This window comes from Winogradskyella psychrotolerans RS-3, assembly GCF_000427335.1.
Taxonomy (GTDB): Bacteria; Bacteroidota; Bacteroidia; order Flavobacteriales; family Flavobacteriaceae; genus Winogradskyella; species Winogradskyella psychrotolerans.
Genome location: NZ_ATMR01000124.1, coordinates 27,803 through 47,129, shown reverse-complemented (window position 1 = coordinate 47,129; position 19,327 = coordinate 27,803). Strand labels below are relative to the sequence as shown.

At 34.3% G+C, this 19,327-nt stretch carries 18 protein-coding genes and 1 pseudogene; 18 read left to right on the top strand and 1 reads right to left on the bottom strand.

The features are described 5' to 3' along the window. Positions 1-5: 5 nt before the first annotated feature. The 18 genes and pseudogenes from uxaC to ADIWIN_RS21400 all read left to right on the top strand — a co-directional run. Positions 6-1,415 (top strand): glucuronate isomerase, encoded by a 1,410-nt coding sequence (uxaC, locus tag ADIWIN_RS12000; protein WP_020897440.1) that lies wholly within the window; start codon positions 6-8, stop codon positions 1,413-1,415. A 4-nt stretch (positions 1,416-1,419) separates the two neighbouring features. Next, complete coding sequence (locus ADIWIN_RS11995; protein WP_020897439.1) at positions 1,420-2,394, top strand: TRAP transporter substrate-binding protein; 975 nt, start codon at positions 1,420-1,422, stop codon at positions 2,392-2,394. Positions 2,395-2,396: 2 nt separating this feature from the next. Further along, positions 2,397-2,888: a TRAP transporter small permease gene (locus ADIWIN_RS11990; protein WP_020897438.1), complete on the top strand. Its 492-nt coding sequence runs from the start codon at positions 2,397-2,399 to the stop codon at positions 2,886-2,888. Between the two features lie 2 nt (positions 2,889-2,890). Continuing rightward, the gene (locus tag ADIWIN_RS11985) at positions 2,891-4,195 is read left to right on the top strand and encodes a TRAP transporter large permease (protein ID WP_020897437.1); all 1,305 of its coding nucleotides are present in this window, start codon (positions 2,891-2,893) and stop codon (positions 4,193-4,195) included. Positions 4,196-4,281: 86 nt separating this feature from the next. Further along, complete coding sequence (locus ADIWIN_RS11980) at positions 4,282-5,049, top strand: patatin-like phospholipase family protein (protein ID WP_020897436.1); 768 nt, start codon at positions 4,282-4,284, stop codon at positions 5,047-5,049. A 127-nt stretch (positions 5,050-5,176) separates the two neighbouring features. Next, on the top strand, positions 5,177-5,836 hold the full coding sequence (locus tag ADIWIN_RS11975) for a DUF6796 family protein (protein WP_020897435.1): 660 nt from the start codon (positions 5,177-5,179) through the stop codon (positions 5,834-5,836). Then, positions 5,823-7,481, top strand: a complete 1,659-nt coding sequence (locus ADIWIN_RS11970) for an FG-GAP repeat domain-containing protein (protein WP_051155456.1) — start codon at positions 5,823-5,825, stop codon at positions 7,479-7,481. Before ADIWIN_RS11975 ends, ADIWIN_RS11970 begins: the two co-directional genes overlap by 14 nt. Positions 7,482-7,679: 198 nt before the next feature. After that, complete coding sequence (locus ADIWIN_RS11965) at positions 7,680-8,060, top strand: hypothetical protein (RefSeq protein WP_040757195.1); 381 nt, start codon at positions 7,680-7,682, stop codon at positions 8,058-8,060. Continuing rightward, positions 8,057-9,667, top strand: coding sequence for a glutamate synthase-related protein (locus ADIWIN_RS11960; protein ID WP_020897432.1), 1,611 nt, complete (start codon positions 8,057-8,059; stop codon positions 9,665-9,667). Before ADIWIN_RS11965 ends, ADIWIN_RS11960 begins: the two co-directional genes overlap by 4 nt. Positions 9,668-9,677: 10 nt before the next feature. Next, positions 9,678-10,421, top strand: a complete 744-nt coding sequence (locus ADIWIN_RS11955; protein ID WP_020897431.1) for a hypothetical protein — start codon at positions 9,678-9,680, stop codon at positions 10,419-10,421. A gap of 208 nt (positions 10,422-10,629) precedes the next feature. Further along, positions 10,630-12,573 carry a thiamine pyrophosphate-binding protein gene (locus ADIWIN_RS11950; RefSeq protein ID WP_020897430.1) on the top strand — a complete coding sequence of 648 codons (1,944 nt, stop codon included), beginning with the start codon at positions 10,630-10,632 and terminating at the stop codon, positions 12,571-12,573. Positions 12,574-12,600: 27 nt separating this feature from the next. Beyond that, entirely contained in the window at positions 12,601-12,978 is a 378-nt protein-coding gene (locus tag ADIWIN_RS11945; RefSeq protein ID WP_020897429.1) for a DoxX family protein, read from the top strand. 477 nt (positions 12,979-13,455) lie between these two features. Next, positions 13,456-14,493: a cation:proton antiporter gene (locus ADIWIN_RS11940; protein WP_262507764.1), complete on the top strand. Its 1,038-nt coding sequence runs from the start codon at positions 13,456-13,458 to the stop codon at positions 14,491-14,493. Between the two features lie 163 nt (positions 14,494-14,656). Continuing rightward, positions 14,657-14,800, top strand: a complete 144-nt coding sequence (locus ADIWIN_RS20545) for a hypothetical protein (protein ID WP_020897427.1) — start codon at positions 14,657-14,659, stop codon at positions 14,798-14,800. Between the two features lie 76 nt (positions 14,801-14,876). After that, complete coding sequence (locus ADIWIN_RS11935) at positions 14,877-16,637, top strand: thiamine pyrophosphate-dependent enzyme (RefSeq protein WP_020897426.1); 1,761 nt, start codon at positions 14,877-14,879, stop codon at positions 16,635-16,637. Between the two features lie 10 nt (positions 16,638-16,647). Continuing rightward, positions 16,648-17,082 (top strand): DUF6789 family protein, encoded by a 435-nt coding sequence (locus ADIWIN_RS11930; protein ID WP_020897425.1) that lies wholly within the window; start codon positions 16,648-16,650, stop codon positions 17,080-17,082. A gap of 742 nt (positions 17,083-17,824) precedes the next feature. Next, positions 17,825-18,451: a Pycsar system effector family protein gene (locus ADIWIN_RS11925; protein ID WP_020897423.1), complete on the top strand. Its 627-nt coding sequence runs from the start codon at positions 17,825-17,827 to the stop codon at positions 18,449-18,451. A 389-nt stretch (positions 18,452-18,840) separates the two neighbouring features. Beyond that, positions 18,841-18,945, top strand: a pseudogene (locus ADIWIN_RS21400) (thiol reductase thioredoxin); the annotation flags it as partial. A gap of 154 nt (positions 18,946-19,099) precedes the next feature. Here the strand turns inward: ADIWIN_RS21400 and ADIWIN_RS21395 are convergent. Further along, on the bottom strand, positions 19,100-19,321 hold the full coding sequence (locus ADIWIN_RS21395; protein WP_020897422.1) for a hypothetical protein: 222 nt from the start codon (positions 19,319-19,321) through the stop codon (positions 19,100-19,102). Positions 19,322-19,327: the final 6 nt, after the last annotated feature.

Here is a 19,327-nt window from a genome sequence, read left to right as displayed (position 1 = left end):
TCAAAATGACTAGTAAATCACCTTTTATAGGAGCTAATTTCCTATTACAATCTGACATTGCAGAAACGCTATATCATCAGTATGCTAAAGACTTACCGATTATTGATTATCATAATCATTTATCGCCACAACGCATTGCTGAAGACCAACCTATAAAAAATATAACGGAAGCTTGGTTAAATGGCGACCATTACAAATGGCGTGGTATGCGTGCTAATGGTATTGGAGAAGCTTTTATAACAGGTGATAAAACAACACAGAAAGAAAAATTTTTAAAATGGGCAGAAACGGTTCCTTACACCTTAAGGAACCCTCTGTTTCATTGGACGCATTTAGAACTCAAACGGTATTTTAATATTGTTAATCTTTTACAACCATCGACAGCAGAAGCTATTTATGAAAAAGCAAATTCAATCTTAGAAAATAAAACTCCTGCACAGTTATTAGAACAAATGAACGTTGAGGTTATCTGTACTACTGATGATCCTACAGATAACTTAGAACATCATAAAACAATTAGAAAAAAAGAATTCTTTACCAAAGTTTTACCAACTTTTAGACCCGATAATTTAATTTTAATTGAAGCGGATAGCTATATCAGTTATATTGAAAAACTAGCCTCAACAGTTGGATTTCCAATTTCAAACTTAACTGAATTATTAGAAGCTATTCAACATCGCGTTGACTTTTTTAACACCTTAGGATGTCGACTTTCAGATTATGGCTTAGAGCAAATTTATGCTTTCGATTTTACGAATGAAGCTGCAGATGCAATCTTTCAAAAACGTTTATCTCAAACAGAAATCACTAAAGACGAAGCCAATGTTTTTGCATCGTGTATCTTATTTGAATTGTGTAAAATGTATCATGCCAAAGGTTGGGTACAACAGTTTCATTTAGGCGCATTGAGAAACAATAACAGTAAATTATTAGATCAAATAGGCTTAGATGCAGGTGTCGATTCTATTGGCGATTTTAATCAGGCACAAGCCATGTCTAAATTATTTAATCAATTAGATGCTGAAAATTCATTATCAAAAACCATTACCTATAACTTAAATCCCTCTCAAAACGAAGTATTTGCCACCATGATGGGAAATTATAGCGAAGCAGGCATTCCCGGAAAAATGCAATGGGGTTCTGGTTGGTGGTTTTTAGACCAGAAAGATGGTATGGAAAAACAGTTAAACACACTTTCAAATATGGGCTTATTAAGTCGGTTTGTGGGTATGTTAACGGATAGTCGTAGCTTTTTATCTTTCCCAAGACACGAATATTTTAGACGAATTCTATGTAACTTAATTGCAGAGGATGTTAAAAACGGACTTGTCCCTAATGATATTGAATTTCTTGGTAAAATGATTCAAGATATCTGTTATTACAACGCTGTCAACTATTTCAATTTTGAAAATTAACACCATGAAAAACCGTCTGTTTTTTATCTTAACATTCTTCTTCTTTCTACAAAGTTGTAAAGATGATAAAGCTATTGCAACCTTGTATTTGGCGCATAATATGCCACAGACCCATTCTGTACATAAAGGTATTTTAGAATTTCAAAAATCATTACGATTAAAATCTGGCGGCAAATTAGATGTCAAGATATTTCCAGATGGTCAACTCGGTTCAGAACGAGAAGTGCTGGAATTATTACAAATAGGAAGTGTGGCTATTACCAAAGTGAGCGCAGCTACCTTATCTAACTTTGTACCAGAATATCACGTATTTGGCATTCCTTATTTATTTGAAGACAAACAACATCAATTTGATATTTTAGAAGGTGACGTTGGAAAATCGATTTTAGAAAAAGGAAGTCAATTTTGGTTACGAGGCTTATGTTATTACGATGCAGGAAGCCGGAATTTTTACACAACAAAAAAAGCCATTAGAACACCTGAAGATTTAGAAGGATTGAAAATACGGGTGATGAACAATCAAATGGCTATAAATATGATAAATAGTATGGGAGGCTCTGCAACACCAATGGCTTTTGGAGAACTCTATACTGCCATGCAACAAGGAGTGGTTGATGGTGCCGAAAATAATGCGCCATCCTTTGTGTCTTCTAATCATTATGAAGTTAGCAAATATTATACAATAGACCAACACGCTTCTATTCCTGATGTGTTACTTATTGGCACTAAGTTTTGGAACAAATTATCGGACCAAGAAAAGCAATGGGTTCAAGAAGCTGCTGAAGTATCGGCTCAAGCTCAAAAAGTATTTTGGAATGCATCAGTTGAAGAATCTATGGCCATTGCAAAAGCCGCTGGCGTAGAAATTATAATTCCAGAAAAATCGTTGTTTCAAGTACATTCAAAATCGGTTTTAGAAAACTTTATGAAAGACCATCCTGAAATGCGTTCCATTGTAAATAACATTCAAAAGCAATAAGTATGAAAACAGCAGATATTCTTTTCACTAAAGTATGCAAATTCATAGAAATTGTATTGATTTCTATTTTCGGATTATTAGTTGTTGATGTGCTACTACAAGTGTTTTCACGCTATATTTTAAATACCTCATTTACATTTACGGAAGAATTGGCGCGCTTTTCACTGATTTGGATATCTATATTAGGTGCCGCTTATCTCAGTGCAAAACGAGAGCACTTATCCATGGATTTTCTTTATCAGAAAATGGGCGTTAAATCTCAAAAGAAAACGCTCATATTTATTGAAATCTGCGTCTTCTTATTTGCGCTTTTTATTATGGTTATCGGTGGTTTAAATTTAGTTTACACCACTTTGCATTTAGGACAATTATCAGGAACCTTACGCATTCCCCTAGGCTACATTTACGCCATTTTACCTCTAAGCGGCATGCTTATGATGTGTTTTTCAATTTATCATTTTGCAAAAATCAGAACTAACGACATAACCGATTAATTATGAGTATAGAAGTCATCAGCATCCTCGTTTTATTTGTCAGCTTTTTTGTGTTGTTAATGTTAAAAGTTCCTGTGGCTTACAGTATTGGTATTTCCACGACATTGAGTTTATTGCTTAATATTGATAAAATGCCAGGCTTAACAACTATTGCCCAACGAATGACTACCGGAATTGATAGTTTTGCGTTATTAGCAATCCCATTCTTTGTACTTGCAGGTGAAATAATGAAACAAGGAGGTATTGCCAACCGACTTATTAATTTTGCGAAGTCTTTAGTAGCCAGTTTACCTGGTGGTTTAGCTTATGTTAATGTTTTATCATCTATGTTATTTGGTGCCATTTCGGGCTCAGCCATTGCTGCAACCTCAGCCATAGGAAGTATTATGACAGATAGTATGGAAGAGGAAGGTTATCCGAGAGAATTTAGTGCCGCTGTAAACATCACCTCATCGACCACAGGATTATTGATACCACCTAGTAATATTCTAATTGTTTATGCTTTAGCAAGTGGAGGAACAGCTTCTGTAGCTGCGTTATTTATAGCCGGATATTTACCTGGTATTTTGCTAGGTGTAGCCTTGATGGCTTACATTGCTTTTGTAGCCATAACAAGAAAATTCGCTAAGGGTGAGCGTGTGCCTTTAGCTTTAATTTGGACCTATTTTAGAAAAGCTTTTTTTAGTTTACTGTTATTGGTTATTGTAGTAGGTGGCATTGTTTCAGGCATATTCACTGCTACTGAAGCTTCTGCTATTGCCGTTTTATATGCTGGTGTATTAGCCTTAATTTATGGTGACGTTAACTTAAAAGATTTCCCAGCCATATTGTTAACAAGCGCAAAAACAACAGCTGTTATTATGTTCTTAATTTGCACGTCTATGGCGATGTCTTGGTTGTTCTCTTTTGAAGGGATTCCAGAGCTAATAAGTGGTTTTTTAATAGAGTCATTCAGTAATAAAATCGTCATTTTTTTAGTCATTAACCTCGTCTTATTAATCATAGGAACTTTTATGGATATGACACCCGCTGTACTCATATTTACCCCTATTTTTTTACCTGTAGTTGTTGCGTTAGGAATGGATCCTGTGCATTTTGGAATTATTTTAGTATTAAATCTTTGTATTGGTTTATGTACACCACCCGTAGGAACTATACTTTTTGTAGGTAGTGGTGTCGCCAAAGTCTCAGTTTCTAAAGTTATAAAACCGCTACTTCCATTTTTATTAATAATGATTATTGTTTTGCTATTAATAACCTATATCCCAGAAATATCAATGTTTTTACCTAATTTATTTGATTTGTAATAAGACGTTATCCCTAACATTCTCTGTTTTATATTGAAATAACAAAAATCACTATACATTTACAACCAACCGTGTACCTTTGTAACATGAATATAGGATTAGTACTTTCTGGTGGTGGTGCTCGTGGAGCAGCACATATAGGCGTCATTAAGGCACTAGAAGAACACGGCATCTTTCCTACACATATTGCAGGCACAAGTTCTGGTGCTATTGTAGGAGCCCTTTATGCCGCTGGTGTACCTTGGTCAGAAATATTAACGTTCTTTAAAACTATACCGCTTTTTCACACTAAAAGGTATGCGCGAAATAAGCCTGGATTTTTAAATTCTGACAATTTTTATGAAGACCTCAAAACATATTTTCCGAAAGATAATTTTAATGATTTAAAAAAGCCTTTATTCATTCCTGCAGCAAATATTATTGATGGAACGTCTAAGATGTTTAGCAAAGGACAACTCATAAAACCTATTATAGCTTCCGCCTCATTTCCGGGTGTTTTTACACCAACCGAAATTAATGGACAATTTTATGTCGATGGAGGAACTTTAAATAATTTTCCTGTAGAACCCTTAAAAAAAGACTGTGATAGAATTATAGGTGTATTTGTTAATCCTTTAAAAGAGATTAGCATAAAGGACTTAAAACACTCTTACTCAGTAATAGAACGCGCTTATAAAATTAAAGTTACAGCAGAATCTACGAGTAAATTTACAGATTGTGATTTGGTAATAAGTCCTAAAGACTTAGTGAATTATGGCACTTTTGGAATGAGCAATGTAGATGCTATTTTTAATTTAGGATACACGTCCACACTTACAGCACTGAAAGACAACCCAAGTCTTTTTACACCATAAATTAAAAGTACTTCTTCTACCGTGGATTAAAACTACCCACAACCAACTTATATACAGACATTTATTTTTTTTGAAAGGAATTTTAACAGTTCTCGACAAATTCAAAAACCAACCCATTAAAAACTAAATGCAACTAACCAAAATTTTAGGCTACCTAGGTCTTATCGCCTCTATTCTTGTAGGATTAGGCGAATATTTTCTACACTATTCACCTTCCATTTTAGAACATTCTGAGGATTATGAGTTTTTCAAATTTGTAGCTTTAGAGCATCTTACCACTGGACATTTCTTAGCGGTTATTGGACTGCCTTTCTATTTTGCTGGATACATACATATATATAGAATGCTAAAATCGGGTAACGAAACCTTAGCAAGACTGGTTTTAGCTATTGGTTTTATTGCTTTTGCTGTTGGTGGAGTTTGGATAGGCTCTAGAGCCTCAATAGGTAATATTGTGCAATTAAAGGATACTATAGATCCTTCAACATACCAAAACCTATTAGCACATTACACGGATCATATGGAAGTATTAGTAAAAGCGCTTCGTATAATTATAGCTACACTTTCTGTTGTTTTTGCTATTGCTATTCTAAAAGGTGGCACGTATTATAAAAAATGGATGGCCATTTTCAACCCCATTGTCATACTTGTTTTATTGGTAGTTATAGGAAAACTAATCCCTTCAGTAGGTAAGCATATGTTACCCATACTAATGAATGTAACTCACTTTATTTTATTTGCACTATCACTCTACCAACTAAAAACTATATCAAATGAAACTCATTAAGAAATTTTTAAAACTATTAAGTATTGTCATACTACTGCTCCTTCTAGTGTTGGTTGGTTTTTTCTGGAGAGATTCAGTTTCTGATAAATACGATATAACTATTGCGGAAAATGAAATCCCAAAATTCACATCAATTCCTTTAGATTTTGTGCATCAATATAATGGCAAAAAATCATTGCCTATTGCTCCTTCTGCGTTAATTGATATTAATAATGATAATATAGATGAAGTATTTTTTGGAGGTGGTATGGAACAAGAAGATGCAATTTTTGCGTATAGGAATAATGAATTTGTAGATATTTCTTCGGAAGTCAATTTGCCTAAAAAAGGAACTACAACGACGACCGTTGGTGTGGTTTCTGCCGATTTTGATAATAACGGATTTACGGATATTATTTTAGGCCGAGAAGACGGACTTCACATTTATTATAATAGTAATGGAACGTTTACAGAAACTATTATTGATACTCCAATTAATGAAAAATCTAATCCTGCCGGAATTACAGTAAGCGACATCGATAAAGATGGAGATTTAGACATATTTCTAGCTACCTACCTTAAAAAAGAATTTATGGAAGGGCAAAATATTTTTGAAGATTATAATTACGGTTCTACAAGCGAATTGTTACTTAATAATGGAGATAACACTTTTAAAAGTATTACTAAATCTGCTGGTTTAGAATATGTGCATAATACATTTCAAGGTGTTTTTGTTGATATCGATGATGATAGTTGGCAAGATTTAGTGGTGGTACATGATACTGGTGAGGTACGTACCTATAAAAACAATGGAGACTTAACTTTTACCATGAAAGCCAATCCTTTGACTAAGAAATTTGCGTATCCAATGGGACTCGCTGTGGGTGATTACAACAATGATGGTTTGGTAGATTTTATGTTCTCTAATACAGGAAGTACACTTCCAAATATGATTGCACAAGGAGATATAAAAGACACCTCTTTATTTACTGATAAATGGATGTTATTTGAAAACGAAGGCGATTTTAAATTTACTGATGTAGCAGAAAAAGCTAAAATAGCAGATTACGAATTTGCTTGGGGTTGTACTTTTGCAGACCTTAATAACGACGGTTTACAAGATTTAATGGTCGCCGAAAATTATGTAGACTTCCCTCCAAGTAAATTATTCAAATTACCGAGTCGTGTTCTTATTCAAAAAGAAAACGGAACATTTGCACCTACCGAAGAAGCGAGTGGACTTACAAATCCCCACTTTGCTATTACGTCATTAGTAAGTGACTTTAATCAAGATGGCTATTTAGATATGATTTGGGTAAATATTGATACACCAGCATTAGCCTATATAAATAAAGGTGGAACTAATAATTATCTACAAGTAGATTTAGGAGAGTCTGTTAACGTACAAGGTGCTAAAGTAACCGTAACTACTCCAACAAAAACGCTGACCGAATGGTTAGTAACAGGAGAAGGTTTGGCCAGTGATCAAACCGCATTACTTCAATTTGGATTAGGTAAAGAATCGAGAGTTTTAAACATAAAAGTTTGGTTGGCTAACGATAATGAGATTAGTATCGATAATCCAAAAATCAATACAATTATCAATTTAAAAGCCGAAGTTGAAAAGCAAAAGTCAACTTTACAGACGCTTAAAGAAGAGTTATAAGATATAAGTAACGCAGAAATTTTGTAGCACGCCTTACCTAATAACTACTTGATATTTAAGTTTTTTCTGTATTTTACAGAAGATTTAACTTACCTATTATAACTATTATCAATAACCTTAAATAGTATTAACACTATTTTGAAGGCTAATATGCTTTTGTTTTTTTAACGAAAACAGTATCGTATCAATTAAAAACTAATGTCAAACAAAATCACATATTACAGTATTCTGGGGATCCTTATAATAGGATTATTTGGTGCTGGAGGATTAGTAATTGAAGAATTTAAAACAGGGGAAGGTTGTCCTAAAATAATGCATATACCAATGTGTTTAGTTGTTCTAATCTGTTTTATTATTCCACTAATATCACATCTCTTTAAAAAGGGTAATGTCTTGTATTTTTTATTTACAGGGCTTGCTGGTAGCATTGCTTTAGTGGCTTCAATCATGCAATTCACAGGACATGCCGAATGCCCAAAAACAGCTTCAGGTACACCAATGTGTTACTACTCCTTATTGCTCTTTAGCAGTTTAATTATTCTAAAAATATTATACATTAAATCAAAACCTAAATCATGAAAAAACCAGTAGTCATTGCTCAAGTCAGTACTTTAGAAAATAAGCAACCAGAACACGCACTCGTTAACGGATTAGACTTAGTCATCGTGAAATTTGATGATGATATTTCTGTACTCTACGGAAGGTGTTTGCACAGAGGAGCACTAATGTCCGACGGTCATGTAGATGGTCATAATTTAATTTGCGGAGTTCATGGATGGGATTATCGTGTAGATTCTGGAGTTTCAGAATATAATAATAAAGAAGTTCTTCATAAGTTTTCTACCAAAATTGAAGGTGATGATTTATTTGTAGATGCCTTCGAAATTGATGCTTATTTAGTAAATAGTCCACAACCTTTTAATCGCGATGCCTATTTAGGAGCTTACGCAGATACGCATCCAGAAGACACAGAACCCTACACAGGTTATATAAAAGAATTGGCTCAAAATGGTTTAAAAAATATTGGACATCATGGGTTTTCTGCTTCTATGGGAGTCGATAGAGATACACTTCCTAAATGGAACGATATTCAGTTTTTACCGGCACAATTAGCATCAAGACCTTTATTAGATCATGAAGCGGTTGCTACTAAAGTAGTGATTGGGCCAAAGGCAAAAAAGCCATTAGAACTAGATATGCCTCTTTTTGTAAGTGATATGAGTTTTGGAGCCTTATCTCGTGAAGCTAAAATAGCCTTATCAAAAGGAGCACAATTAGCAGGAACAGGAATTTGCTCTGGTGAAGGCGGCATGTTACCCGAGGAACAAGCGAGTAATTCTAAATATTTTTACGAATTAGCATCCGCTCAATTTGGTTTCTCTTGGGATAAATTAGATAACGTACAAGCCTTTCATTTTAAAGGCGGTCAAGGAGCAAAAACAGGAACAGGAGGACATTTACCAGGCAATAAAGTAAGTGCTGAAATTGCAGCAGTTCGCGGACTTAAAGAAGGAGAAACAGCAATTTCACCAGCTGCAAACCCAAATTTTCATACCGTTGAAGATTTTAAAGTATTTGCAGATAAAGTAAGAGCACGTACAGGAGGCATTCCTATCGGGTTTAAAATTGCAGCAAGTCATATTGAAAAAGACATTCAATTTGCACTCGATGTTGGTGTCGATTATATTATTCTCGATGGTCGTGGTGGAGGAACAGGCTCTGCTCCTACAATTTTAAGAGATCATATTAACGTCCCAACCATCCCGGCATTAGCGAGAGCAAGAGCTTATATGGATAAAGTTGGTGCAACGGATGTCACTTTAGTTATTACAGGAGGTCTACGTGTAGCTGAAGATTTTGCAAAAGCCATGATGTTGGGAGCAGATGCCATTGCAGTATCTAATTCGGCGTTACAGGCTATTGGGTGTTTAGGGATGCGTGCTTGTGGCAGTAATAACTGTCCTGTCGGGATTGCGACTCAAAAAGAATCTTTACGTAGCAGATTGATTATCGATTCTTCAGCTAAACAATTACAAAACTACTTTGAAGCAAGCAACGATTTAATTAGAGTTATTGCACGTGCTTGTGGTTATGATAATGTTACAAAATTTAACCAAGAAGATTTGTCAACATACGATAGAGATTTACATCAACTTACAGGAATTAATTACGCAGGAATAAAATAAAAAACAGACTATGGAAAAACAAATGCATTTAGCGGCTCAATATTTAGCTGCAGCAGGAATAAGCTTTTTAGAAAAACAACCAGACGATAGCCATACTAACTTAGGGTTTGATAAAGAGAATGGAAGTCTTTGTACACATATACTTTCAGACAAAGGCGATCAATTATGTTTAGATTATGAAAAGTTCGCATTACAATGGAAATCTAATAAAGGAACTACAACTTTTGAGTTAGATGGTGCTATGCATGCTGAAGTTTTAAGTTGGCTGACGGACACGTCTAAAGCCCATTTAAATAAAACATATCACTATGGGTTTCACTACGATTTACCTTACACCATAGACAATTCTTTTACGTTTGAATTGTTAGATTCTGACCAATTGAATGCACTCAAAAACCTACGTGTTTTAGCGCAATCAGTTCTTGAAAAAATAAATCAAAACTATAATCTTAATACATCAATTAGAGTTTGGCCACATCACTTTGATTCTGGCATTTATAATGCATTACCTGATTCTGATGTTACTATTGGATTAGGTTTGGCAATTCCTGATGCTATTAGCGACAAACATTATTTATATATCTCTGGATACAAAAATGGTGGTACAATAGACACTTCACAATTACCGAAATTACCATCTGGAGAATGGAAATCTGGTGACTTTAAAGGTGCGGTTCTTAATGCAGATACAATCGTAGAATCTGAAGGTGTCGCATTTTTTGAAGAAGCAATAAATGTGCTAAAAAACAGCTAACGATAAATACAAAAGTAGTACCGGTTATAACTCTCAATAGGAGTAATAACCGGTAGTAATGACATTTACAATATTTCAACATCTTTGGAAATTTCAGTCATAGTTGTATCCATGTTTGGGCTTATTTTATTGATTATATATTCCGTTAGATCTGTGAATATTCATCAAATTCAGTTTTAAAATCAGATCTAATTAAATCAATTTTATTATGAAAAAACAAAAATGGTATAAGGTTCTAGACGACAGAAAAATGCTTCCAGACGGTCGTGTACAAACAGTAACTGCTGGTCACCAAGGTATTTGTTTAACACATTATAAAGGAAAATTTTCAGCATTAGATAATAAATGTCCACATCAAGGAGGACCTCTAGGCGAAGGTTCTATTGAAAACGGCATGTTGCGTTGTCCTTGGCACGGTTGGGATTTTGACCCTTGCAACGGACAGTCACCTGGAGGGTTTGATGATGGAATTAAAAACTTTGAAGTAAAGGAAGAAGGAGAGGCTATTTACGTAGCGATTCCAGAAGAGGAGCCACACAAAGAAACGATCTCAGATGTAATGATAGAGACAATGGTGAATTGGGGAGTCGATACCGTTTTTGGAATGGTAGGTCATAGTAATCTAGCAGTAGCAGATGCCATGAGAAGGCAAGAGGAAAAAGGAAAACTACAATTTTTTGGAATTAGGCACGAAGGTGCAGCTGCATTTGCAGCATCTGGCTATGCTAAGTTAACTGGGAAGCCCGCAGCCTGCTTTGGTATCGCTGGTCCAGGTGCGACAAATATGTTTACAGGAATGTGGGATGCAAAGGTTGACAGAGCACCACTCTTAGCACTTTCAGGACAAATTAATACGCAAGTAGTAGGAACAGGCGCTTTTCAAGAAGTAGACTTAGTAAAAGCTTTTGATAGTGTTACCCAATTTAATCACGCGGTGCATTTAAACTCTAACCATAGTGAATTGATGTCTCTTGCCATTAAAACTGCTTTAATAAAAAGAGATGTGGTTCATTTAACATTTCCAGATGAGGTAGCCTTTACTGAAAAACCAGAAAATGCGAAAGCACAAACACCGGAAAATAGAATCACACCTTTCAATATTTCACCTCCAAAAGAGATGGTTGATGAGGCAGTGAATTTATTAAACAAAGCCAAACGCCCTGTCATTATTGTAGGTCACGGAGCCCGTTTTCAAATGGATGCTATAATCGCTTACGCCGAATTATTAAACTGCCCAATTATTACAACATTTAAAGGAAAAGGATTAATAGCAGATAATCACCCTTTAGGCTGTGGTGTACTCGGAAGAAGCGGAACACCAATAGCTTCTTGGTTTATGAATGAAAGTGATTTATTGTTAGTTTTTGGCGCATCCTTCTCTAACCATACAGGTATAACACCCAAAAAACCAATTATTCAAGTTGATTTTGATCCAATGGCGTTAAGCAAGCACCATAAAGTTGATGTTGCACTTTGGGGTGAAATTTCAGAAACGCTTAAGGTAATTATAGCGCAAACAAAGCATACGATTAATACTACAAACCAACGTATAGAAATTGAAGAAAGATGGTCCCTTTGGAAAGAAGAAAAAGTGAGTAGACTGAAAGATTGTGGTGATGGACTAAGTTCAATTTCTGTGTTTGATGCAATGAATAAAATTACACCTAAAGATGCAGTTATCGCTGTAGATGTAGGAAACAATACCTATTCCTTCGGAAGATATTTTGAGCCTACAAGTCAATCCATATTAATGTCTGGATATTTAGGATCTATTGGTTTCGCTTTGCCTGCGGCAATGGGTGCCTGGGCAGCAGAAGGTGATAAAAGACCTATTTGGTCTGTTTCTGGAGATGCTGGATTAGGTCAGTATTTAGCTGAAATAAATACGCTCGTAAAATACAATATGAATATTAAACACATTGTACTTAATAATTCTGAACTAGGAAAAATTTCAAAAGAGCAACGTGCAGCAGAAGTTGACGTGTGGCAAACATCACTAACCAATCCAAGCTTTGCAAAATATGCAGAAAATTGTGGTGCTTTAGGAATTCGTGTAGAAAAGCTGGAAGATTTAATACCAGCAATGAAAAAACTCAATGAACATAATGGACCTGCACTTTTAGAGGTCATTACAGATGTAAATTTAATTTAAGAATAAAACATATTAAACAAACTAAAAATGAAAACAATGAATAAAGCAAGTAATTTAATAGCCGCTGCGCTTATGCTATTTTTTGCAATTCCAAAATTAGTAGGAATTGAAAAAAGCGTCAAAGGATTTGAACAGTTTAAATCGTTAGTACCGATAGATCCAGATATTTTTAGAGTATTTACAGGTAGCGTGGAACTCGTAATTGCGATTCTTCTCATCATATATACTATTAAGAACACAAATAACTTAGGAAAATTGGCCTATTTTTTATTATTGGCAACAATGATTGGCGGTTTAACAATGGAGTTCTTTGCAAGACCAGAACCAGTAATGATGCTTGTTGTTATTGCAGTACTTCTTTCTGTACTTTCTATATATAAACTCAAAATATTAGTCAAAAAGTAGTACAAGTATCCAAAATAAAATACAGCACTTTTAAAATGAAAGTGTTTTAATTTAAACAATAGATAGATACAGTAAATAAGGTTAATGCGGAATTACAAATAGTTAATCTCCCTTTTAAATATTTGTAATTTTCTCTTAACGCCTATTCATTTTATGTTAAGTGATTTTAACTCTGCTTATGTTGCAGTTATAAATTAACATCATAGGCAATTTTACCTTGCCATTGTTATCGGTGTTTTTGTTGGGAAATATATTAATACAAAATCAAAATAACATGTTCGAATCTTTCAGTATTGTATTTACAATCGCAGCACTTTTTAACTACATCAATTATAAGTGGTTAAAACTTCCAACAACTATTGGGTTGATGATTTTAAGCTTACTCTTAATCATTCCTATAATGTTAAGCGAATCTATTTTTCCGGAATTTTATAGATTCTTTTGTGATATTATTGTTAACGCCGATTTTAAAACACTATTACTCAATGGTATTTTAAGTTTTTATTGTTCGCAGGTGCACTGCATGTTAACCTCGCCGCACTCGAAAAAGAGAAAAAATCAATTTTGTTGTTTGCAACGTTAGGTGTTCTCATATCTACATTTATAGTTGGTGGTTTAGTATTTTTTGGCGCACAATGGATTGGTTTAGAATTACCTTTTCTACACGCACTTTTATTTGGTGCTTTAATTTCACCTACCGATCCAATTGCCGTGATGGCTATTTTGAAAGAAGCTAATATCGCTGAAAGTTTAGGTATAAAAATAGAAGGAGAATCCTTGTTCAATGATGGCATTGGTGTTGTTGTTTTTTCTGGTATATTATTAATTGCTACAGCAACAGGCGAACACAGTTCAGCTGAAATAGGGACAGAAATAGGAACATTATTTCTAGAAGAAGCAGTAGGCGGATTACTTTACGGATTACTCATCGGTTTTCTAGGCTTAAAATGCATTCAATCATTGAACGAAAACCCACAGTTAGCAGTAATGATCACACTTGCTGTAGTAATGGGAGGAACAGCAGGCACATTTATGCTGCATATATCGGCACCGTTAGCGATGGTTGTTGCCGGTTTATTAATAGGAAACAAAATCCACGTCAATGAAGATAAAAACGCTGTACAAAAAGCCATCAATTCTTTTTGGGAAATTTTAGATGATGTTTTTAACGGCATCTTATTCGTACTTATCGGATTGGCTATTCATTTGCTGAAATTTGACCTCACACATTTGCTATTGGGTGTTCTTACTATTGTCATTGTATTGGTAGCCCGTTTTATTTCTGTTTTACTTCCTTATTCACTTCTGAAACACAACGCAGAGAAGCCAATAAAAACAGTCGCTGTATTAACATGGGGAGGATTACGTGGAGGAATATCAATTGCCCTTGCCTTAAGCTTATCAAATGATCTATCAAGCGAGCTGATTTTATATATTACTTATGTAGTCGTCTTATTTTCAATAATTATTCAAGGCTTAAGCATAGGTGCATTTGTAAAGAAATTGTATCGATAGAGATGCTGTTTGAATCATTTAATGAGGACAATGCAATACAGCTCTTTTCTTTCTGATATGCGTCAATAAGATGAGTTACTAAACATTACATTGATTTGATATAATTTTAAACAAATCAATTCTATAAAATTTATTAGATAATCTAACAGTAAAAAGTCGCATTATGGAACTAATAGATGTCACCTTTTTAAGTCCTGTAGCACTTTCATTACTTCGAATTAGTGTTGGAGTGGTGTTTTTTAGTAGCGGCAAGAGCCACGCAACCAATCCTAAAGAACGTGGAGAAAGGTTTTGGTTGGCCTTATGACGTTATATTTTTTATTGCAGCCTTTATAATATTAACTACAAATGGTGGCTTGTATACCATTTATTAAAATAAAACTATGTCTAAAAACGTATCAGAACAATTATTGGAAATATTAATAGCTACTGGAGTTAAGAACATCTATGGTGTTACTGGCGATGCCCTCAACTTTTTTGTGAAAGCTATCGAAAAAAGGGATGATGTTAATTGGATTGGCTTTAAACATGAAGGCAATGCATCATTTGCAGCGTTTGGAGATAGTGAATCTACAGGTTCGCTTGCTGTCTGTGCCGGAACCGTAGGACCTGGAGCCTTACATCTAATTAATGGACTTTATAATGCTAAAAAAGCACGAACACCAGTAATTGCCATCACAGGACAAGTTCCCCAAATACAACAGGGAACAAATTATTTCCAAGAAGTCGATCTTACAAAAGTATATGACGATGTTTGTGATTATCAAGCGATTATTAAAACACCAGAAATGGCACCACGTGTCATTTTACGTGCTATTCAGATTGCGGTTTCCCGGAAAACAGTTTGCCGAATTGAGCTTCCTGCAGATGTTGCTGGAATGGAAGCAGAAAACGAACAAATGTTGCGCCCTATTTATAATTCTGATGCTATTTTAATGCCTGGTAACGACTCCATCAAGAAAGCCGTAGAAGCCATTAATAATGCCAAGACGGTTGCTATTCTTGCAGGTCATGGTTGTAGAGAAGCCAGAAGCGAAATCCTTGAACTTTCTAGAAAATTAAAAGCACCCATTACACATACGCTAAAAGCAACCGACATATTTGACCACGATACCGAAAATACGGTTGGACTTACAGGACTAATTGGTAACCCAACGGGCTATAATGCGGTGATGAAATGCGATTTGTTACTCATGCTCGCTACTGATTTTCCGTACACTGATTTTTTACCTCACGATACAGAGACTATTCAGGTTGACATAAGAGAAGAAAATATAGGAAATAGAACAAGTGTAAACATTGGTGTACACAGTGATGTAAATACTTTTGTGAAAGCAATAACTCCATTAGTTGAAGAAAAAACTGATTACCTATTCCTTTCAACATTAAACGAAAAATTCACCAAATGGAAAAAGAGTAAATTAGAGGAAGCTTCGCCAGACCGCAATAACGAACCGTTACATCCACAAATATTTACACGTTATATTAATGAATATGCTTCAGACGATGCCATTTTTACTGTTGAAACAGGCACCTCGGCCATTTGGGCTGCACACCACATTTCATTTCATACCAATAGAAGAATTATGGGCTCATTTAATCATGGCTCTATGGCTGTCGGACTTCCTGCAGCTATGGGCGCTTCCATGGCCAATCCTGGCAGAGAAGTATGGTGTATCTCCGGAGATGGCGCCTTCAATATGGCAATGCAAGATTTTATTACGGCTGTAAGATATAATCTTCCTGTTAAAATCCTTATTCTCAATAATTCTCAGTTAAGTTTTGTGAAATTGGAAATGGAAGAAGTTGGACTCGCACCTGCTTTGGATGCTCTAGAGCAACAGAATGTCAATTTTGCAGACTACGCTCGTTTGTGCGGTGGTGAAGGCGTCCGAGTAGAAAAAGCTAAAGACATAGAAAATGCCATAAAGATGGCAAAAGTAAGTACCAAGCCATTTATTATTGATGCAGTTGTAAGTAGTGGAGACTTATCTCTACCACCACATATCGGACTGAAGGAAGCTGTTGGCTTTGGAACTTCAAAATTAAAAGAAGTTAGCCAAATCATTTCTGGAGATGCTGACCAATGGGACAACCTTAAAAAGAACTTAAGGCCTTTTTCGATTAATATTTTAACCTTTTAAAACTAAAATTATGAATAACAAATTTTTAATAAGTATTGTTGCCGGAATAGTAGCAACAATAGCAATGACCGCTATGATGATGATAGCAGCACAACTAGGAATGCCTAAAATGGAACCTCCAAAAATGTTAGCGACAACAATGGGCGCTTCGGTGGCCATCGGTTGGATTATGCATTTTATGATTGGAATTATTTTTGCCTTAATATATAGTTTTATTATCAAAGACTGGCTAACGAAAATCTCTTCAAGTTTAGGAAAAGGGGTTGTATTTGGAATAATTGCCTTTGTCATGGCTCAAATTAGTATGGGTCTAATGATGCAAATATTCCCTACAATGCCAACTCCTTCTGGTAATATGATATTGATACTAATGGGAGGTTTAATAGGGCATATTCTTTTCGGAATTGTAGTTGCTGCAATAGTGAATAAGAAAATTACGTCATAATCATACATAGATAACAGATTGGTGTTTACAAATCCAAAGTAAAAATAATTTGAGGCTTTAGATAAATAGAGTAGAATCGGTTCCTACGCTCAAAGTTCTCTACCCTAGTTTTATAATCCCTTCACCTTTATCTAAGGACTAGTTTGTACTTTTTCATCATGGCCATTTTGCAGAAAACACCTATCATTTTGTTATAAAAGTCGTGAAGGCCTTGTGTCCAGAACTGAAATCACCAGATAGCACCTGCGCACTTGAGCATCAGAATGGTAGTTGAATTGATTTTGCGTTTAGTTAATTAGGAAGAAGTGGAGACGTAGCAAGCTCTTTTGAAGAGTTTATGGCAACGATGAGCAGGAAAGAAAAGTTAGAAAAGCATCACGATGAATTAACTCATAACATTGCTGAAAATGTTGATTTTCTTTATTTACTTTTTATTGGATGGAAAAGTACTTATCCAAAAAATTGATTACTAATATTGCAGATAAAGTAATTCTGCAGTTTGAAAAGGATAAGAAAATTAGGTAAATGAACTTAGGTTTGAATCATTCAATATCACTTTTACTAAAATAATTGTACCGATTTTACGCTTTATTTATGTTTTGCTTTCTTATCCATTATAAAAATTATACATCATATAACTGAGCAATTCTGTTATTTCAATTATTGATTAAGAATTAAGTAGTGGTAAATTTGTAAAAAGACTATATTCATAAATATGGTTTAAATTATAACACATCCAACTATGGGAGATAAATCAAAAGTAAAGGCAGAGGATAAATATTTAATGGAAGAATTAAATATTGATAAAGACGCCTTAAAGCAATTAAAAAAGAAATTGGCAAAAGTTGCACCAAGGTCTGAAAGAGGAGTAGAAACATTATTTAGATTATTATCTAAAAATCAGTATACTCTAAACACGATGATAGATACTAAATCAAATATTTTAATATCTATAAACGCTTTAATTTTATCATTAATTCTAGGTACGGTAATGAGTCAATTAAGTACAGACCCTCACCTAATCTTTCCGGTAGTAATGATTTTGTTCACGAATTTAGCTTCAATCGCCTTTGCAATTTTTGCAACACGCCCAGAATTAGTGCATGGAAAAAGTGAGACAAAAAACTTAATGTTTTATGGGAATTTTCATGAGATGGAAGAAGATGAGTACGTAAATAACATTACCAACTTAATGAATGAAGGAGATGAGTTATATAAAACAATTGCAACAGACACTTACCATTTAGGTAAAACAATTGACCGTAAATTTAAGTTACTTCGTAAATCCTTTAATATTTTTTTAGTGGGTATTATTTTATCCGTAATCGCATTTATAGGGTGTCATGTTTTATTTGGAGGGATGATTTAGTTTTTAAGCAAAGCCTTTACTTTTGAAGTAATTTATAATCTATAGAAAAAGCCCTACATCTCTGTAAGGCTTTATTTTACTAATGGTCTCACTTGGAATACTGTAAAGTATCGCAATAAATTGTTATACAGAGTTTAAATGTCGATTTATTATTCATAATACAGCCATATGGATTACAAAGAGTGTATAAAGGTTTGAGCATTGATTAATATTTTGCTTATTTAAAATTTTTAATAATCTCATCTTATTCAACAATAGTCTTCAAAAGTCTGATATTGCTAAGCTTCTATAAGAATCTACAACAGTCACTCTACTTCACTTCCCTGTGGCTTTTGAAAAAAAAACAGCATCAAACCCAATATTTATCAGTTGATCTTCAATACAATTTAAAATGTGTCCCTACACTACTATTATTTAAAAATGGACCGCAAGTTTGGCGTCAATCTGGTGTACTGCAAAAACAGGATATTATTACTAAAATTAAAAGTATGTAATAATTGAACTGACCTTCATCATTTTGAAAAATGAAAATGCGTCACAGCTTTACTTAAACAAATAATTAAATTATGAGAAACTTAAGTTGGTTATTTATTCAGTAGTAATCTGCAAAAATTACTTTTTATAATTTAGTTCAATGTCGATTTTTTATCAAATTATTAATCGTACACCACCCAGTTCTTGTAACTTATAAGGAAAATGATCACCAGGTGAACCCATAAACATAAAGTTGATAGGAATACTCCATTCATTTGATAATCTATTAATTAGTTCAGGTCCAAAATAATCATCTACTTCAATAAAATCAATTTTAATGGAAGGGTACTCTCTATCAATTACATTTATATCGTTCCTAAATTGTTCTGTAATCACATTTCC

What these genes read in the sequence shown, in the direction of transcription:
- ADIWIN_RS11945 (WP_020897429.1), top strand. Translation starts at nt 12,601, where the DNA reads ATGAAAACAATGAATAAAGCAAGTAATTTAATAGCCGCTGCGCTTATG.
- ADIWIN_RS11980 (WP_020897436.1), top strand. Translation starts at nt 4,282, where the DNA reads ATGAATATAGGATTAGTACTTTCTGGTGGTGGTGCTCGTGGAGCAGCA.
- uxaC (WP_020897440.1), top strand. Translation starts at nt 6, where the DNA reads ATGACTAGTAAATCACCTTTTATAGGAGCTAATTTCCTATTACAATCT.
- ADIWIN_RS11990 (WP_020897438.1), top strand. Translation starts at nt 2,397, where the DNA reads ATGAAAACAGCAGATATTCTTTTCACTAAAGTATGCAAATTCATAGAA.
- ADIWIN_RS11950 (WP_020897430.1), top strand. Translation starts at nt 10,630, where the DNA reads ATGAAAAAACAAAAATGGTATAAGGTTCTAGACGACAGAAAAATGCTT.
- ADIWIN_RS11925 (WP_020897423.1), top strand. Translation starts at nt 17,825, where the DNA reads ATGGGAGATAAATCAAAAGTAAAGGCAGAGGATAAATATTTAATGGAA.
- ADIWIN_RS20545 (WP_020897427.1), top strand. Translation starts at nt 14,657, where the DNA reads ATGGAACTAATAGATGTCACCTTTTTAAGTCCTGTAGCACTTTCATTA.
- ADIWIN_RS11995 (WP_020897439.1), top strand. Translation starts at nt 1,420, where the DNA reads ATGAAAAACCGTCTGTTTTTTATCTTAACATTCTTCTTCTTTCTACAA.
- ADIWIN_RS11955 (WP_020897431.1), top strand. Translation starts at nt 9,678, where the DNA reads ATGGAAAAACAAATGCATTTAGCGGCTCAATATTTAGCTGCAGCAGGA.
- ADIWIN_RS11930 (WP_020897425.1), top strand. Translation starts at nt 16,648, where the DNA reads ATGAATAACAAATTTTTAATAAGTATTGTTGCCGGAATAGTAGCAACA.
- ADIWIN_RS11985 (WP_020897437.1), top strand. Translation starts at nt 2,891, where the DNA reads ATGAGTATAGAAGTCATCAGCATCCTCGTTTTATTTGTCAGCTTTTTT.
- ADIWIN_RS11960 (WP_020897432.1), top strand. Translation starts at nt 8,057, where the DNA reads ATGAAAAAACCAGTAGTCATTGCTCAAGTCAGTACTTTAGAAAATAAG.
- ADIWIN_RS11975 (WP_020897435.1), top strand. Translation starts at nt 5,177, where the DNA reads ATGCAACTAACCAAAATTTTAGGCTACCTAGGTCTTATCGCCTCTATT.
- ADIWIN_RS11965 (WP_040757195.1), top strand. Translation starts at nt 7,680, where the DNA reads ATGTCAAACAAAATCACATATTACAGTATTCTGGGGATCCTTATAATA.
- ADIWIN_RS11970 (WP_051155456.1), top strand. Translation starts at nt 5,823, where the DNA reads ATGAAACTCATTAAGAAATTTTTAAAACTATTAAGTATTGTCATACTA.
- ADIWIN_RS11935 (WP_020897426.1), top strand. Translation starts at nt 14,877, where the DNA reads ATGTCTAAAAACGTATCAGAACAATTATTGGAAATATTAATAGCTACT.